The sequence below is a fragment of the Pseudomonas sp. GW821-FHT02H06 genome, from assembly GCF_059421525.1.
This window is the reverse complement of sequence record NZ_JBWKVD010000005.1, coordinates 400,037-417,373: the sequence shown is the minus strand read 5'-3', so window position 1 is coordinate 417,373 and position 17,337 is coordinate 400,037. Positions and strand designations below refer to the sequence as shown.

16 protein-coding genes and 2 tRNA genes are annotated in these 17,337 nt (G+C 58.1%); 6 read left to right on the top strand and 12 right to left on the bottom strand.

Annotated elements, in window-relative coordinates:
- The 5 genes from AC07VF_RS11915 to rluD form a co-directional block, all read right to left on the bottom strand.
- Positions 1 to 77, bottom strand: a tRNA-Pro gene (locus AC07VF_RS11915).
- Between the two features lie 20 nt (positions 78 to 97).
- Positions 98 to 173, bottom strand: a tRNA-Asn gene (locus AC07VF_RS11910).
- 350 nt (positions 174 to 523) lie between these two features.
- The gene (clpB, locus tag AC07VF_RS11905) at positions 524 to 3,088 is read right to left on the bottom strand and encodes an ATP-dependent chaperone ClpB (RefSeq protein WP_282367068.1); all 2,565 of its coding nucleotides are present in this window, start codon (positions 3,086 to 3,088) and stop codon (positions 524 to 526) included.
- Between the two features lie 176 nt (positions 3,089 to 3,264).
- Positions 3,265 to 3,993, bottom strand: coding sequence for a peptidoglycan editing factor PgeF (pgeF, locus tag AC07VF_RS11900; RefSeq protein WP_495008605.1), 729 nt, complete (start codon positions 3,991 to 3,993; stop codon positions 3,265 to 3,267).
- Positions 3,994 to 4,001: 8 nt separating this feature from the next.
- Positions 4,002 to 4,964 (bottom strand): 23S rRNA pseudouridine(1911/1915/1917) synthase RluD, encoded by a 963-nt coding sequence (rluD, locus tag AC07VF_RS11895; protein ID WP_065987655.1) that lies wholly within the window; start codon positions 4,962 to 4,964, stop codon positions 4,002 to 4,004.
- A gap of 151 nt (positions 4,965 to 5,115) precedes the next feature.
- Here rluD and AC07VF_RS11890 point away from each other — a divergent pair, with 151 nt between their 5' ends.
- The 6 genes from AC07VF_RS11890 (at position 5,116) to AC07VF_RS11865 (ending at position 10,562) form a co-directional block, all read left to right on the top strand.
- Positions 5,116 to 6,138 carry an outer membrane protein assembly factor BamD gene (locus tag AC07VF_RS11890; protein WP_192173378.1) on the top strand — a complete coding sequence of 341 codons (1,023 nt, stop codon included), beginning with the start codon at positions 5,116 to 5,118 and terminating at the stop codon, positions 6,136 to 6,138.
- Between the two features lie 148 nt (positions 6,139 to 6,286).
- Entirely contained in the window at positions 6,287 to 6,526 is a 240-nt protein-coding gene (locus tag AC07VF_RS11885; protein ID WP_346626756.1) for a PP0621 family protein, read from the top strand.
- Positions 6,516 to 8,108, top strand: coding sequence for a sensor histidine kinase (locus AC07VF_RS11880; protein ID WP_495008454.1), 1,593 nt, complete (start codon positions 6,516 to 6,518; stop codon positions 8,106 to 8,108). Before AC07VF_RS11885 ends, AC07VF_RS11880 begins: the two co-directional genes overlap by 11 nt.
- 2 nt (positions 8,109 to 8,110) lie before the next feature.
- Complete coding sequence (locus AC07VF_RS11875; RefSeq protein WP_495008455.1) at positions 8,111 to 9,451, top strand: sigma-54-dependent transcriptional regulator; 1,341 nt, start codon at positions 8,111 to 8,113, stop codon at positions 9,449 to 9,451.
- Positions 9,452 to 9,531: 80 nt separating this feature from the next.
- Positions 9,532 to 10,101: a nucleotidyltransferase domain-containing protein gene (locus AC07VF_RS11870; protein ID WP_192173381.1), complete on the top strand. Its 570-nt coding sequence runs from the start codon at positions 9,532 to 9,534 to the stop codon at positions 10,099 to 10,101.
- A 14-nt stretch (positions 10,102 to 10,115) separates the two neighbouring features.
- Positions 10,116 to 10,562, top strand: a complete 447-nt coding sequence (locus AC07VF_RS11865) for a hypothetical protein (protein WP_192173382.1) — start codon at positions 10,116 to 10,118, stop codon at positions 10,560 to 10,562.
- Here AC07VF_RS11865 and thiO read toward each other — a convergent pair.
- The 7 genes from thiO to AC07VF_RS11830 all read right to left on the bottom strand — a co-directional run bounded on the left by thiO (position 10,532) and on the right by AC07VF_RS11830 (position 17,311).
- Entirely contained in the window at positions 10,532 to 11,635 is a 1,104-nt protein-coding gene (gene thiO / locus AC07VF_RS11860) for a glycine oxidase ThiO (RefSeq protein WP_346629535.1), read from the bottom strand. The genes AC07VF_RS11865 and thiO overlap by 31 nt on opposite strands.
- A 30-nt stretch (positions 11,636 to 11,665) precedes the next feature.
- Positions 11,666 to 12,055: a type IV pilin protein gene (locus tag AC07VF_RS11855; protein ID WP_495008606.1), complete on the bottom strand. Its 390-nt coding sequence runs from the start codon at positions 12,053 to 12,055 to the stop codon at positions 11,666 to 11,668.
- A gap of 14 nt (positions 12,056 to 12,069) precedes the next feature.
- Positions 12,070 to 15,162: a pilus assembly protein gene (locus AC07VF_RS11850; protein WP_495008456.1), complete on the bottom strand. Its 3,093-nt coding sequence runs from the start codon at positions 15,160 to 15,162 to the stop codon at positions 12,070 to 12,072.
- Positions 15,149 to 15,604: a pilus assembly PilX family protein gene (locus AC07VF_RS11845; protein WP_495008457.1), complete on the bottom strand. Its 456-nt coding sequence runs from the start codon at positions 15,602 to 15,604 to the stop codon at positions 15,149 to 15,151. The genes AC07VF_RS11850 and AC07VF_RS11845 overlap by 14 nt, the downstream gene beginning before the upstream one ends.
- Before the next feature lie 65 nt (positions 15,605 to 15,669).
- Positions 15,670 to 16,362: a PilW family protein gene (locus tag AC07VF_RS11840; protein ID WP_495008458.1), complete on the bottom strand. Its 693-nt coding sequence runs from the start codon at positions 16,360 to 16,362 to the stop codon at positions 15,670 to 15,672.
- Entirely contained in the window at positions 16,359 to 16,829 is a 471-nt protein-coding gene (gene pilV / locus AC07VF_RS11835) for a type IV pilus modification protein PilV (RefSeq protein WP_495008459.1), read from the bottom strand. The genes AC07VF_RS11840 and pilV overlap by 4 nt, the downstream gene beginning before the upstream one ends.
- Positions 16,829 to 17,311 (bottom strand): GspH/FimT family pseudopilin, encoded by a 483-nt coding sequence (locus AC07VF_RS11830; RefSeq protein ID WP_495008460.1) that lies wholly within the window; start codon positions 17,309 to 17,311, stop codon positions 16,829 to 16,831. Before AC07VF_RS11830 ends, pilV begins: the two co-directional genes overlap by 1 nt.
- Between the last annotated feature and the right edge of the window lie 26 nt (positions 17,312 to 17,337).

Sequence of the window (17,337 nt, the reverse complement as noted above, 5' to 3'; positions counted from 1 at the left end):
TGGTCGGGGTAAGGGGATTCGAACTCCTGACATCCTGCTCCCAAAGCAGGCGCGCTACCGGACTGCGCTATACCCCGACGGTACTAACTCTTGAAATTGGCTCCGTGACCAGGACTCGAACCTGGGACCCAATGATTAACAGTCATTTGCTCTACCGACTGAGCTATCACGGAACGATCTTTTCAAATCTATCAATTTCAGATGCAGCGTTTGACGCGCTTCAACACAACAAATTCAGTAAATCTTCACCAGACGAATCTGGAATTTACCTCACTGAACCTACCGCATTTTCAGCCTCTTCGACCTGTTTGCATCGCTGCGTTCACGTCTCTGAGGCGCGCTATTCTACATTTCCAGAAACACCTGTCAACCCTCTAAATTGCTTTCAAGACAATGATTTGCGATTTTTTTGTGGATCGTCCTCAAGCCCCCGAAAATCCTGCGGTTCAGTGAATAAATCACGGCGCATAAAAAAGGGCTCCCACCAGGAGAGCCCTTCTGCGCCTTTATATAGAGGCGCGGATCAGCCGAAGACGATCTCGTCGTCCTGCACCGTGCCTCTGATGCTGGTGCCGGGCATGAAGCCACCCGACAGGATCAACTGAGCCAGCGGGTTTTCGATCCAGCGCTGGATCGCTCGTTTGAGCGGACGCGCGCCGTACACAGGGTCGTAGCCGACGGCGATCAGCTTGTCCATCGCCTCGGTGGACAGTTCCAGGCGCAGATCGCGCTCCGCCAGACGCTGACGCAGACGGCCCAACTGGATCTCGGTGATGCCGGCGATCTGGTCGCGAGCCAGCGGTTCGAAGATCACCACTTCGTCGACCCGGTTGATGAACTCCGGACGGAAGTGCGTGGTGAGCGCATCCATGACCGCTGCGCGCTGCCCTTCCCGATCGCCCACCAGCTCCTGGATGCGAGCCGAGCCCAGGTTGGAGGTCATGACGATCACGGTATTACGGAAATCCACCGTACGCCCGTGACTGTCGGTCAAACGCCCGTCTTCGAGCACTTGCAGCAGGACGTTGAAGACGTCCGGGTGCGCTTTCTCGACTTCGTCCAGCAGGATGACCGAGTAAGGCTTGCGGCGTACCGCTTCGGTCAGATAGCCACCCTCTTCGTAACCGACATAGCCAGGGGGCGCGCCGATCAGACGAGCCACGGAATGCTTCTCCATGAACTCGGACATATCGATCCGCACCATCGCCTCTTCGGTGTCGAACAGGAACTCCGCCAGCGCCTTGCACAGTTCGGTCTTACCCACGCCGGTTGGGCCGAGGAACATAAACGAGCCGCTCGGGCGGTTAGGGTCCGACAGCCCGGCACGCGACCGGCGCACAGCGTTGGCCACCGCGACGACCGCTTCGTTCTGCCCGATCACGCGCTGGTGCAGCAGCTCTTCCATTTTCAGCAGCTTGTCACGCTCGCCTTCGAGCATCTTCGACACCGGAATGCCCGTCCACTTGGACACGACTTCGGCAATCTCTTCCTCGGTCACCTTGCTGCGCAGCAGCTGGTTCTCCGGCTTGCCGTGCTGGTCGACCATCTGCAGGCTGCGCTCCAGATCGGGAATCACGCCGTACTGCAATTCAGCCATGCGGTTGAGGTCACCCTTACGCCGCGCCGCTTCCAGTTCCTGGCGAGACTGCTCGATCTTTTGCTGAATCTGCGCAGAACCGGTGACTTCCGCTTTTTCGGAGGTCCAGATTTCTTCGAGGTCGGCATATTCCCGCTCAAGGCGCTGAATCTCTTCCTGGAGTTTTTCCAGGCGCTTGATCGCGGCCTCGTCGTCTTCCTTCTTCAGCGCCTGCGCCTCTACCTTCAACTGAATCAGGCGACGCTCAAGACGGTCGAGCACTTCCGGCTTGGAGTCGATCTCCATACGAATGCGGCTGGCCGCCTCATCGATCAAGTCGATGGCTTTGTCCGGCAGCTGCCTATCGGTGATGTACCGATGGCTGAGCTTGGCCGCCGCAATGATCGCACCGTCGGTGATCGCCACCTTGTGGTGAACCTCATAGCGCTCTTTCAGGCCACGCAGGATGGCGATGGTGTCTTCTTCACTCGGTTCATCCACCAGCACTTTCTGGAAGCGACGTTCGAGAGCGGCGTCCTTCTCTATATATTGGCGGTACTCATTGAGCGTCGTGGCGCCCACGCAATGCAGCTCGCCACGGGCCAGCGCCGGCTTGAGCATGTTGCCGGCGTCCATCGAGCCTTCGGCCTTGCCGGCACCGACCATGGTGTGCAGTTCGTCGATGAACAGAATGATCTGCCCTTCCTGCTTCGACAGTTCATTGAGCAGGCCTTTCAGGCGCTCTTCAAACTCGCCACGGAACTTGGCGCCCGCGATCAGCGCGCCCATGTCCAGGGACAGCAGACGCTTGCCACGCAGGCCATCCGGTACTTCGCCGTTGATGATGCGCTGAGCAAGGCCTTCAGCGATGGCGGTTTTACCCACGCCAGGCTCACCGATCAATACCGGGTTGTTCTTGGTCCGGCGTTGCAGTACCTGGATGGTCCGACGGATCTCATCGTCGCGGCCAATCACCGGGTCAAGCTTGCCTTCCTCGGCGCGCTTGGTCAGGTCGACGGTGTACTTGTCCAGCGCCTGACGGGATTCTTCCGCGTTCGGGTCGTTGACAGCATCGCCGCCACGCAGGTTGCTGATGGCGTTTTCCAGAGCTTTCTTGCTGACGCCCTGGCCGAGCAGCAGCTTGCCGAGTTTGCTGTTCTCGTCCATCGCGGCGAGCAACACCAGCTCGCTGGAGATGAACTGATCGCCTTTTTGCTGAGCCAGACGATCGGCCTGATTCAACAGGCGCGCCAGATCCTGCGACATGTTCACGTCGCCAGTCGGGTTCTGGATCTTCGGCAGTTGATCGAGCTCTTTGGTCAGCGCGGTGCGCAGGCTATTGATGTCGAAGCCCACTTGCAGCAACAAAGGCTTGATCGAACCGCCCTGCTGTTCAAGCAGCGCCTGCATCAAGTGCGCAGGCTCGATGGCCGGATGGTCCAGGCCCACCGCCAGTGATTGAGAATCTGAAAGAGCGAGTTGCAATTTGCTGGTTAAACGGTCAATACGCATGGGTCACCTTCCTAAATGGGCAGGCCGGAGTAATGAACACACCTAATAAAGAAAACCTGCCAGATGGTTCTTTACATGCGGCCGATTAGGCAGGATTCAAGCGCTGACGGGTTGACATGGATCAACATTAGCTTGAAGGAAGGAATTCAGAAGGAATTAGTGCGGGAGCGCGGAGGCTACCGGGCTTCGAGCCAGACAAGCGAGGCGAACCGTCCGGTGCGTGCGCCACGGCGATAGGAGAAGAATCGCTCATCGTTGTAGGTTGAGAGGCCGCCGCCATACACCGCTGTCACGCCGTGGGCGGCCAGACGCAGGCGAGCCAACTGGTAGATATCGGCCATGAACTTGCCAGCGTTGGCGCTCGGCACGAACGCATCGCCTGTCTCGGGGTGCGTCGCCATGAAGGCTTCGCGCACTTCGGGACCGACTTCGAATGCCTGCGGCCCGATGGCAGGACCGAGCCAGACCAGGATGTCGGAGGGCGCATCGGCAAAACTGTCCACCGTCGCCTCAAGCACACCCGCCGCAAGACCGCGCCAGCCCGCATGGGCGGCGGCAACCTGAGTGCCCGCTTTATTGCAGAACAGTGCCGGCAAGCAATCGGCCGTCATGATGGTGCAGGCCACGCCCGGGGTTTTGCTCCAACTGGCATCAGCCTCAAGCACTTCTGCCGGCGCGGCCTCGACCACGTTGACGCCATGAACCTGCTTCAACCATGCGGGCTGGATATTCAGGCGCGAGGTCAGTGAGGAACGGTTGTGCGCAACGGCCGCTGGATCGTCGTTAACGTGATCACCCAGATTGAAGCTGTCGAACGGCGCCGTACTGACTCCGCCCGATCGCGTCGTGACGCACGCTTTGACACCCGCCGGCGCAGGCCAGTCGGGAATCAGCCAGTCCGTCACGCTCTCAGTCATCCGATGAACGCTTCGCGGTCTTGCTTGAGCAGCGTCAGCAACCAGACAAAGTCGTCTGGCAGCGGCGATTCCCAGCTCATGCGCTTACCGGTCGTCGGATGATCCAGTTCAAGGAAACGCGCATGCAGCGCCTGACGCGGGAAATGTTTCAGCGATTCGACCATGGTGACACTGGCCGCAGGCGGGATCCGGAAACGACCGCCGTAGGCAGGGTCGCCGACCAGCGGGAAGTTGATGTGGGCCATGTGCACACGGATCTGGTGGGTACGCCCGGTTTCCAGCTTGACCCGCACGTGGGTGTGCGAACGGAAACGCTCCAGGACCCGGTAATGACTGACGGCAGGCTTGCCGCCTTCCATGACCGCCATGCGCTGACGCTGCTGACCATGACGACCGATCGGTGCGTTGATCTTGCCGCCCGAGGTCACCACGCCGATGACGATGCACTCATAAATGCGGCTAACGCTGCGATTCTGAAGTTGGGTGACCAACTGCGTCTGCGCCTGAATGGTCTTGGCGACCACCATCAGGCCGGTGGTGTCCTTGTCCAGGCGGTGCACGATGCCGGCACGCGGGACATTGATGATGTCCGGCACATGGTGCAGCAAGGCATTGAGCAGGGTGCCGTCGGCGTGACCCGCTGCCGGATGCACAACCAGACCGGACGGCTTGTTGATCACCAGGATCTGGTCGTCTTCGTAGACGATGTCGAGCTCGATGTCCTGCGCGATCCACTCGCCCTGGGCTTCCTGCTCGGCTTTGAGGAGCAGAACGGCGCCACCATGCACGATGTCACGCGGGCGCAACGCGCCTCCGTCCACAGTCAGGCGACCGTCTTTGATCCAGGCGGAAAGGCGCGAGCGCGAGTGCTCTGCGAATAGTTGGGCGGCGACTTGGTCGAGGCGTTGACCGCCCAATTCGGACGGCACCTCTGCGCGGAGTTCTATGATCTCAGACATGCTCAAACTAGGAGGTGGCACTGGCCTTTGGTTTCGGCTGTGCGCTTGTGGTTAAATACGGCGTCTTTTGTCCCGGGGGTTCCACGGGGCGCCCATCATAACAGGACGGTCCTGCGCAAGACAGCAGGCCGTTATAGGGACGCAAGCCGCCATGCAAGTGAAACACCTGCTGCTGATAGCCATCCTCGGACTTACTGTTGCCTGTTCTTCGAAGAAAGAAGTCATCGACGAAAACCTCAGTGAAGTCGAGCTGTACCAGCAGGCGCAGGCCGATCTGGACAACAACAGCTATAACAGCGCCACCGAGAAGCTCAAGGCGCTGGAGTCGCGTTATCCGTTCGGTCGCTACGCTGACCAGGCGCAACTGGAGCTGATCTACGCCAACTACAAGAATGGCGAGCCCGAAGCTGCCAAGTCGGCGGCCGAGCGTTTCATTCGTCTGCACCCGCAACACCCGAACGTTGACTACGCCTATTACCTCAAGGGCCTGACCTCGTTCGACCAGGACGTCGGCATCATCGCCCGCTTCCTGCCGCTGGATCAGACCAAGCGTGACCCGGGCGCCGCTCGCGATTCGTACAACGAGTTCGCTCAGCTGACCAGCCGTTACCCGAACAGCCGCTACGCCCCAGACGCCAAGCAGCGCATGATTTACCTGCGCAACCTGCTGGCGGCCTACGAGATCCACGTTGCCGACTACTACCTGACCCGTCAGGCCTACGTCGCAGCCGCCAACCGCGGTCGTTACGTGGTTGAGAACTTCCAGGAAACCCCATCGGTCGGTGACGGCCTGGCGGTCATGGTCGAGGCCTATCAGCGCCTGCACCTGGACGACCTGGCTGACACCAGCCTGCAAGTCCTGAAAACCAACTACCCGGATCACCCGCAACTGGTCGACGGCAAGTTCGAAGCGCGCACGGCAGAAGCCGACAACCGCTCGTGGCTGTCCAAGGCGACGTTGGGCCTGATCGAAAGCCGTCCGCCGTTGCCGCCAGGACAAACCCGCGCCAACCAGGACGTGATCAAGCAGTACCAGGACGCCAAGGAAGCCATCCCTGCCGACCTGTTGCCTGAGAACCAGTCGGCTGACGAAGAGAAGAAAAACAATGACGACGACGGCACGCCGAAAAGCCGCTCGATCTTCAGCTACATGACCTTTGGCCTGTTCGACTGATTCCCTGCCAAGCGTCAGCTGAAAAAGGCCCTTCGGGGCCTTTTTTCATGCCTGACCGTTTTCCGACAGCATCCGGCGATGGAGATGACTGTGCGCCCGACACCCGCTTGGCTACACTGCGCGCTCTTCACTTCATAAGCTGACAGACATGATTCGCTTGATTATGTGGATCGCCCTGATCGTGGCGGCCATCTGGTTTTTCAAACGCCTGACCAAAGGCCCTGCCCCACGCCCGAAACCCGCAACGCCGGAAGTCGACGCTGCGCCCATGGTGCGTTGCGCGCAATGTGGCGTGCACGTCCCTCGCGATCGCGCGCTGAGCCAGAATCAGCAATGGTATTGCACCGAAGCGCACCGTTTGCAGGGTCCCGCTGCACGTGACCGCTGACAGCCTTTCGCTGACCACGCCTCAGGCACAACGCATCCTGCGGCTGTATCACCTCTATCGTCTGAGCATTGGCGTGTTGCTTGTGCTGCTTATCTCCAGCAGCCTGGATGCCGAACTGCTGGAGCTGGCCGATATCGAGCTGTTCCGGATCGGCTGTTGGCTGTATCTGGTGTTCAACATCCTCGTCGTGGTGCTGCTCGAACGCCCAAGCCGCCAAGGGCAACTGTTCTCCCTGGCCATGGCTGACACGCTGATGCTGGCGGCGCTGTTCTATGCCGGGGGCGGGGCGCCGAGCGGCATTGGCAACCTGATCATTGCCTCTGTGGCGATCAGCAATGTGCTGCTGCGCAAACGAACCGGGCTGCTGATTGCCGCGCTGTCAGCCATCGGCATCATTTACCTGACCTTCTACATCAGCTATCACAAGCCCTCTGCCGCCAATCATTTCGTGCAGGCCGGCTCGCTGGGTGCCCTGTGCTTTGCGGCGGCCCTGCTGGTCCAGGCCCTCTCACGCCGGCTGCAGCTCAGCGAAGACATCGCCGAACGTCGCGCCGCTGACGTCGACAACCTTGAAGAGCTCAACGCATTGATCCTGCAGCGCATGCGGACCGGCATTTTGGTGCTCGACGAGGATCATAAAGTGCTGCTGGCCAACCAGAGCGCGCTGAATCTGCTGGGCCACGAACGCTTGCTGGGCGAGATCGTCGATGTTTACTCGCCGCAGTTGGTCGAGCGCCTGGGTCAGTGGATGACCAATCCGTCCATGGCACCGCGCAGCATTACCACTTCGGCAATCGGCCCGGTGCTGCGTCCGGGCTTTATCGCCCTGGCGCGCGGCAGTTACCGCCATACGTTGGTATTTCTCGATGACCTGTCGCAGATTTCCCAACAGGCCCAGCAGCTCAAACTGGCCGCGCTGGGCAGACTGACCGCCGGTATCGCCCACGAGATCCGCAACCCGCTGGGCGCCATCAGTCATGCCGCCCAACTGCTGCTGGAATCCGAGGAACTGACCGTTCCGGACCGGCGTCTCAGTCAGATCATTCACGATCAATCGCGGCGGATGAATCTGGTGATCGAGAACGTTCTGCAGTTGTCTCGCCGACGTCAGACCGAACCCCATCTGCTCGACCTCAAGCAGTGGCTCGAGGCGTTCGTGCGCAACCTTCGCGATGAGCTGACGACGGGGCAAAGCGTGCATCTGGACATCGGCGCAGGCGTGCTCAGTACGCAGATGGACGCGGAACAGTTGCAGCAAGTGATGAGCAATCTGGTGCAAAACGGTTTGCGCTACAGCGGCCAGATGCACGCACACGCGCAAGTTTGGCTAAGGTTGTTTCAAGCCCCGTTCAGCGAACTGCCGACGCTGGAAGTTCTTGACGACGGGCCGGGCGTTGCCGAAGAGCATCTCGCGAAAATCTTCGAGCCCTTCTTCACCACCGAAAGCAAAGGAACCGGCCTGGGCCTGTACCTGTCGCGCGAACTGTGCGAAAGCAATCAGGCGAGCCTCAATTACACACCACGGGAAGGTGGCGGAAGCTGCATGCGAATTACCTTCGCCCATCCGTTCAAGCTGAGCTGAACATGAGCCCACGGCAAAAAATTCTGATCGTCGACGATGAGCCGGACATTCGTGAGTTGCTGGAAATCACGCTCGGACGGATGAAGCTGGACACCCGCAGCGCGCGAAACGTCAAGGAAGCCCAAGAGTGGCTGGCCCGCGAAGCGTTCGACCTGTGCCTGACCGACATGCGCCTGCCCGATGGCAATGGCCTGGAGCTGGTGCAGCACATTCAAAAGCGCCACAACCAGGTGCCGGTGGCGATGATCACCGCCCACGGCAGCCTCGACACAGCGATCCATGCCCTGAAAGCCGGCGCGTTCGACTTTCTGACCAAGCCGGTCGACCTGACGCGATTGCGTGAGCTAGTGACGAGCGCTCTGCGCCTGCGTATTGCGCCTGCTGAAGACAACCGCATCGATAACCGCCTGCTCGGCAGCTCGCCACCGATGCAGGCGCTGCGCAAGCAAATCGCCAAACTGGCCCGCAGCCAGGCGCCGATTTACATCAGTGGCGAATCGGGCAGCGGCAAAGAATTGGTCGCCCGGTTGATTCATGAGCAAGGCCCGCGCGCCGAGCAGCCGTTCGTGCCGGTCAACTGTGGCGCAATCCCGTCAGAGCTCATGGAAAGCGAATTCTTCGGGCACCGCAAAGGCAGCTTCACCGGCGCCCACGAAGACAAGCCCGGGCTGTTTCAGGTCGCCAATGGTGGGACGCTGTTTCTCGATGAAGTCGCTGACCTGCCGCTGGCGATGCAAGTGAAACTGCTTCGCGCGATCCAGGAAAAATCCGTTCGCGCCATCGGCGGCCAGCAGGAGCAAGTGGTGGACGTTCGCGTGCTGTGTGCCACCCACAAGGACCTCAATCAGGAAGTGGCCGCCGGGCGTTTCCGTCAGGATTTGTACTACCGGCTGAACGTCATCGAGCTCCGCGTACCGCCCTTGCGCGAGCGCCGCGAAGACATCGAAGAGATCGCCAACAGCGTGCTGCGTCGCCTGACTGAATCCGCCGGCGAGCCTTCCACCCTCCTCCCGCCCCATGCGCTGGCGGCGCTCAAGGGCTATCGTTTCCCCGGCAATGTGCGCGAGCTGGAAAACATGCTCGAACGGGCGTACACGCTGTGCGAAGACGATCAGATCAACACCGCAGACCTGCGCCTGGCCGAGCCGTCACGCCCCACCGAGCAAGACGGCCCGAGCCTGGCCGACATCGATAATCTGGAAGACTATCTGGAAAGCATCGAGCGCAAACTGATCCTGCAAGCGCTGGAAGAAACCCGCTGGAATCGCACGGCGGCCGCGCAGCGTTTGAATTTGACCTTCAGGTCGATGCGCTATCGGTTGAAGAAGTTGGGGTTGGAGTGATGAATTCGACGACGTAGGCTTGATAAGTCCCAAAAAGGGACCTATCGTTCCCTTTTTGAGACTTATCCAGACAAATCCCTATGAACATCGGCGATGCGCTCTTCACCACGACTCAGCAACGAGTGCTGGGCCTGCTCTTCGGCAATCCGGAGCGGAGTTTCTATACCAACGAAATCAGTCGCTGGGCCCAGGTCGGCAAAGGCAGCACAACTCGTGAGCTGGAGAAATTGCACTCAGCAGGTTTGCTGACCGCAACCCGCCAAGGCAACCAAATCCATTATCAGGCGAATTCTGAAAGTCCGGTGTACCCCGAACTGGTTGGCCTTGTGCGCAAAACATTCGGCATCGCCGATCACCTCCGAGTGGAGTTGTTGCCTTTCGCAGACCAGATTCAGCGAGCGTTTATTTACGGCTCGGTTGCGAAAGGGACCGCAAACACATCCAGCGACATAGATCTGATGCTGATCGGTGAAGGCGTCAGCTACAGCGAAGTGATGGAGCGTATGATCCCGCTCGAAGAGATGCTGGGCAGACCCATCAACCCGACGCTCTACACGCCATCGGACTGGAAAGCGAAGCTCGCCACCGGCAACAGCTTTGTGACCCGAGTGGCAGAGCAGGAAAAGATCGACATCATCGGAAGCGATTAGGGAGAACCTATGGAATGGGCAACGAGCCTTTGGCGAACTTGGTACGTACCGGCGGATTGAAAGCCGAGCCTGCTGACAAGAACGAATGTATCGGACTGGTCCGCTCGGCGCTTGATAGGCTGTTGGACGCTCATAATTCCGCGCTTTCATACGCCAGCCGTTTTGATCTGGCCTATAACGCTGCACACGCACTGGCGCTGGCGGCAATGCGCCTGAAAGGATACCGGTCAGACCGCCGCTATCTCGTGTTTCAGTGCCTTCCACACACGCTGAATCTGGATAAAGTGCGGGTAAGGCTCTTTGCGCTTTGCCACGAGCGCAGAAACCTCGCTGAATACGAAGGCTACATGGATATCGATGATGCGCTGCTCGCGGAGCTACTCACGAGTACCGAAGCACTTCGAGGCCTACTGGCGTCGGAGATGGCCGCTCATGGTTTCAGTCTCCCCTCTGGCGCATAAGGCGCCGCATCAATAATCGGCCTTTCCCCCACCAGCAAATCCGTCAGTAACTGACACGACGCCGGCGCCAGCACCAAGCCGTTGCGGTAGTGGCCGCAGTTGAGCCACAAGCCTTGATGATTCGGCACAGGGCCGATGAAAGGAATGCCGTCAGGCGATCCCGGCCGCAGCCCTGCCCAGTGCCCGACCACATGCGCATCCGCCAACGCTGGAATCAGTTCGATCGCCGAAGCTTTCAGGCTTTCCAGAGCATTTTCAGTGGGTGTCTTATCAAAACCTTCGTATTCGAGCGTGCTGCCGATGAGGATATGTCCGTCACGCCGGGGGATGGCGTAACGGCCTTTGGCGAGGATCATGCTCGGCAGAAAGTCGGCGGCGCACTTGTAGAGGATCATCTGCCCTTTAACCGGTTCGACGGGCAGCGCCAGCCCCAGTTTGCCCAGCAGCTCACCGCTCCATGCGCCCGCCGCCAGCACCACGCTGTCCCCGAGCACATCGCCCTCTTCCGTCGTGACGCCCAGCACGCGATCACCTTCGCGCACGAAGTCGATGACCTGGCAGTGCTCACGAATCACCACGTTGGGCAACGCCAGCAGTGCCGCCTTGAGCGACTTGACCAGACGCGGGTTGCGCACGTTGGCGACGTCGGCCATGTGCACTGCACGTGCATAGCCGCCACCCATGACGGGGACGGCATCGTATACCGCGGAAATATCCACCGACGTCAGCGGACGATTCATAAGCGCCGCCCACTCGAGCGCTTCGGCTTCGTCGTCCAGGTCCAGCCAATACAGGCCGGTTTTGTGCACTTGCGGGTCTATGCCAGTCATTGCCAGCAAGCGCTCGGCGAGCTGCGGATAAAAATCCTGCGACCAGTGCGAGAGTGCCGTTACGGCCGGGCTGTAGCGCCACGGGTAGAGCGGCGACACGATGCCGCCGCCGGCCCAGGAGGATTCCTGGCCGACTTCCGAGCGGTCGAGCAGCGTTACGCTTCGAACTTTGGAGGCGAGGTTGAAGGCCGTCAGGAGGCCGATGACGCCGCCGCCGATGATGACTATGTCTTGATTCAGCAAAACGGCCACGGCTTATCTACCCTGTCTAATTCAACGGCCCCAACAATCTTTGTTGGACAGCCCGGTACTATTGTTGCGTACGCCGGTATTGGTGATGGTGAAGCTGCCGCACTTGTCGCCGTTCATCATGGAGGCGGGGTCGGGTGTTGCCGTCAAGATAAAGGTTGTAGCGTCGGACACTAACGCAACCTTGTACCAGGCATTGGAGCCAGCGACCGGCGCGGCAACATAGGTATTGTTCTTGGTATAGAAACGCTCTAGAACCTGGCTCTGCTCCATCAGGATTCCGGCAATCTCGGTACGGTGAGTGCGCCTGACATATTCGGTGTAACTGGGATACGCGATCGCCGCGAGAATACCCACAATGGCCACCACGATCATCAGTTCGATGAGGGTGAATCCCTTCGCTTTACTGCCCATCATTTTTTCCTTCCTCATCTGATCTGTCGCCACATGATGCGTCGGTTTGACACCCCGCCCAAATCAGTAATTGTTTGAGGGGTACCTAAACCGCCCAAAGGAATTGCTTGATTGCCGTTCTCTTTATCAAGCGTAACGGCTGCGTTAGGCACGCCACCGCTTATCAGGATACCGCTTGAATTAGCGTCAGCACTGTTGACCTGCCCATCACCGTTTGTATCCAGAACCGGATAGCTAAGCATCCGCCCGCTTAACGCATCAAGTTCAACGTATCTGCCCGATCCAGAGCTTGAACATGGATCACCTGTGTCGACGATAGCCGTGGTAAATCGAACCCGGCCGAACGCGAGTGTTGCCGGATAGATGACACGCTCCCCCGTCGCGACGGTGTTATAGATCAACGGAAGATAGAAGCCTTTCTTGGCTGCATAATTCACATCATTTTGGGTAGTGGTAAAAAACTGCCCAGAAGCTCCGCTTGAGACCCCATTTATAGCCTGCGCTACAAGGTCGCTTTCGCGATAGTTGGCACTCGTCCCGTCATTGTCCCAGACCGCATAAAACGCTTGAGTCGCGGTCGTGGTCTTGTCCGCGGTTTCGAGCAATTTGCCCGTGCCAAAATAAACCATCTTGCCGCCGTTCGGATTATTTCCCACGACCGGCTGAGCAGTGATCGGCTGATTTGCCCCTCCTGAGGCAGTGAACAGTGGACTTCCACCCAGCCCTACTTTCCAGGTTGATGCGGTTTGCCCCGTGAAGTCAAACTTCCACATCTGACCCTTCAAATCACCGCCATAAGCGTACTGAACAACACTCTGTGCATTGACGCGTAACTTGACTGAAGACAATCCATTGTTGCCTGAGGTATCGACGGCGATCTCTCTTATCAGAGCACCATTGCTGACATCAACGACAAAGAGCGACGCCACGCCATTGGTGCTGCCATAGCCATTAGAGATGAATGCTGCCCATCGGCCGTCTGGCAGTTGAGCCACCTCCGGTTTGGCATACGCGTAACCCATGTTGGTAAAACCTGTGCTAACGCTGCTGATGTCCCAAAGCGCTTTAACTGTATTAGAAGCACCGGCATTAAACAGCTGCAGCGCATAGAACCCTTTGCCACCGGAGCCCGTCCCCCCGATGGCTAGAGTTTTCCAGGACGAAGCAAACTGGACATCTACGACGGAAATTTGCCCATCTACCAAAAATTTGTGAGATACGCCGTTGATGTAGTTAGGGTCGGCGACGTAATGCAGGTTCGCGAGAACGGTGGATGGCATGTACCCATAAAGCCTGTTACCCGTCGACGGGTCGATCACGTTGACCAACCCATCATTGGTGTTGACCACGAGGGAGGGATTCATTGAGTTTGATTTGATATCCAAATACGTGGAATAGCTATTATCAGAGGCAGGGTCCGACGCTGGGTTGTCCGTAGGTGAGGCGTACGTCAAGGGCGAGTTGATCACATCACCGAGCAACACCGTACGCGTTTTCAATCCTGTCTTGTTCGTCCCTTTACTCCATTGCACTAAATCCAGCCCAGAAATCCCAAGGGGCAGATTGGCGTTGAGCACGGTCTGTTGGGGCAATGAAAAGCTTGGAAAGGACAACGGAATAACGGCATTGGTCAGGGAGTTCCACGATTCGTAAGTAGCAGTAATGCCCGGAACGATTTGTTTGTCGGTGGACCAGATAGGCGATGCGGTGTTTACGGTTCCATCAGCCAAAATTGCCGAAGCCTTGATTGTGCCCCGCCAGTCAGTCGGATCGTATTGCGTCTGGAAATAAACCGATGAGCTCGACAGTGTGGATGAATTCGACGCTACACCTCCCCCGGTTCCTGCGCGGGAGGTGATGTCGTTCAGAGCCGCGGATAATGCAGTATTGAGACCCGCGCTGTCCGTCGCCTGGTAATAGGTACCCTTACCGTAAGTGGCCGCGTCCGAGAGCATTGCATTGGCTGCTGTAAATCCTACTGTGTAGGTGAACATGTTCTGTTTGGTGAAATCTGCAGCGTCCCAGCTCTTGCCGGCGGCGTCGGTTCCGCTCGCTCGCATATCGATGTCGTAGGCGAATTTCGCGATATCGTCCAGATAAAGGGTGTCACCCTCCCCATCGCCATTGAGGTTATCACCGTCGTTGTTCTTACCGTCCCAGTTGGGCAAGCTTGCACCGCCCAGCGGATCATTCGTGGGGAAGGTTCGATCGTAGGTCGGCAGACCGTCGGTAATCACGACGCCATAGTTTCGCTGACAACGGTACTGAATCGGGCTGGTGTAGGTTGAAGGCGTCGTATTGTAATAGGGCGTCATTCCGCGAAAGTAGCGGGTCACCTCGTAATAGGTTTCAGCCAATGGCGTGTTGGCGATTGCCGCAAGGCTGTTGATGGACGAGATCAGCGAGTTGTAGTTGGCATTGGCTTGCGCGGTAGTTGTAGCGGTCGTCTGGGACAGATCGCTGATCGCCCTTGCGATGTTGCCGCCAGGCCCGGCGTTTCCGCTCGTAGGGGGATTGAAGGTGGCCAGGCCAATTCGCAGATTTCGATTGCTGGCCACCAGCGCGGCAGACACCGTGCGCGCGACACTGATTCTGTAATCGTCGGGAATCGAATCATCCGTGTAGTCTTTTTTGGACAACGACGTGGCGTAAAGCAAGTAGCTGATGTAAGCAGTGGTGTACCGGGTATTCCCGTTGCCCACCGGGTCGGGGAGTTTGAGACAGACACGCGTGCGTGTGGTGAACTTGTAGAAACCGTCATACCCATTATCGCAGCCGCCGGCACGCAGGTTTCCCACAAAAAAGTTGGTGTCCGTCATATCCATTGCAGTGACATTACTGCAGTTGAAATCCGAATTGCAGCTGTAAACTTGAACCGGATCCGCGTTGGGATCAAACCCCGAGGCCCAGATAATACTGTTCATACTCCCGGAGTCATCCACCAGCAGCATGACGTTCGGCGTCACCGACCCCACGGTTAACAAGGGAGAATCAGACGGCACAAATGCGGCGAAAGCGGTGGCCGAGCCATAAAGGCCAAGCAGTGCGCCCATCATCAGCTTGCACAGATAAAGCCTTGCCCTGCGGCACCACTCAACGTTTGGCATAAATACTTTCCACTACAGTTCGTGAGTTACCAGAGATGCCAACGCCTGTGATGCGATAAAGCGTCCACGACTTACTTTCATCCCACCCCACAGAATTGATGTTAACCGGGTCCTTGGTTGTGGCGATTTTCTGGACAGCCCACAAACCGCCCGTCACGTCTGTCGTAGCGAACCAGGTCACTCCCGAGGTACTGTTGGCACCCGGTCCCGTTACGCTTGTAGCTTCCGGAGGTGGAGCACATTTTATGCATGTCGCCAGCTTGTAATTACTGGCCTGAACTGCAGACTCGCCCATACGCGCAGCCGCCTCCGCAATCTGAAAGGACTCGTTGCGGAACTTGACGCTGCCTGACATCTTTTCCTGAAGCGTAGCGTTCTGCATTGATGAAATCCCGATCAACGTCAGCAGCAACAGAAACACCAGACTGACGATCAGCGCCATTCCGCGCTCGCGGGCCCGGGTACGTTGTACACCTCTGTGTCTGGTTACATTCAAGATGGCAACACCTAGTAGAGACGGTTGCGTAAAGCGGTCATAACGCTGAACTTCTGGTTTTTAACTCGACCTGTTGCGTCCTGCAGTTCTAGGGTCAGCCTGACGCTGCGCACCGTAGCCATGCTGGCGGGCGTCGCGGTGTACGCTGTAACCGTTGTGTCCGACGCCGTATTGGCAGTACCAAACATCACCGAGAAATCATTCACGTTATTGACGATGACAGCCCCCCCAAGAAGTAATTGCTTATTCGCAAACTGGTAGACGAGTTGGCGTATTGGAAATGCTAATTCGGTGGCGGCAGGGATGGCCGTTCCGGTCCGAGCGGTCGCTCCTGACTTGCAATCGGAGACAACGGTCCAGGTCGGAACACCGCCATTATTTCCCACGTCGGCTGTTACCAGCGTCAATTTCGATGTTGCGCTATCCCACCGGACCGGCGTCATTTGCGCAGCGGCGAAGTCACTGTTGGCGCTTGAGTCTTTGACCGTCGCCAGACAGCCAAACATCCCCACCATGCGGATTTCCTGAGCCATTTTAGTGAGGATGAAACGCGCATCCTCCTGCATCACGGCCGAGGCGTTCTGCGACAGATAAGTATTTTTGGCTGAAATGAAAATCTGAATAACGCCCGCCACAATGAGTAGACCCAATAGCAACGAGATCATGATCTCGATCAGGCCGAAGCCCATGGCGCGGTGCTTCATTGCGTCACCTTCGTGTCTATCGCCACACGACTCGTCACAGTGAAGGTCTGCGGGGCATTTGCCGTATTGGCTGCACGAGCATCACTCCAGGTCACAGTAATGGTGACCAGCCTCTTATACGTCGGATCCACCGTAATGGTCCCATCGCCCGTAACAGGGTCGAGAGTTCGGATATTGGTCTTGAAGTCGTAGAGATCCTGCGTGCGCGGCGTATTCAAATCGCCGGCAGAAGGCGCTGCCGCCAGAGAAGCCAACTTATAGTCAGCATCAGGATTGGCGCGTATGCGGTCCATCATGTCGTACGCGATAAAGCTGGCCTGGCTGCTGAGCCTTGAACTGTCGGTGTATTTCAGCGCATTCAACTGGAGCGCTGCCGCACCCAACAGCCCAATGGCTAGAACAAGCAGGGCAACCAGCACCTCAATCAGCGTCGTGCCCTGTTGCCTGGAATCAATTCTGGCGCTCATCAGCAACCGCCCAACACGATACGGCCGCTCAGGCAAATGTTGATCACTCGGGTGATGGTGCCGCGTGTATAGGTGATGCTTACGGCAGCGGCCGCCGCCGGAACCGGGGCCGCCAAACCGCCCAGGTTGTTGAAGTCAATCGCAGTAGGGTTCCCGCTCACTGCCAGCACTGATGCAGAGTCCATCGCTGGCAAAACTCGCAGAATGGGAATCGGCGCCGTTGCCGCAGGATCAATGGCACTCAGCTGAGTATTCCAGGCAGTGCCCGCCACCGATGGTGTTACACGGATGACAGTGCCGCTGTTTATAGCCTGTTGCCGGGCGTAATTAAGGAAACGCTGGAAGTCGCTTACCTCGGTGTCGGCCTTGGAATTCTGGATGGCAGTACTGAAACTGGGAATGGCGATCGCAGCAAGAATGCCGACCAACGTGATGGTCACCAGCAACTCGACCAGCGTAAAACCCCGACACCCTTTAGCCATTTAATCTCTCCTTAATGGAGAAACTA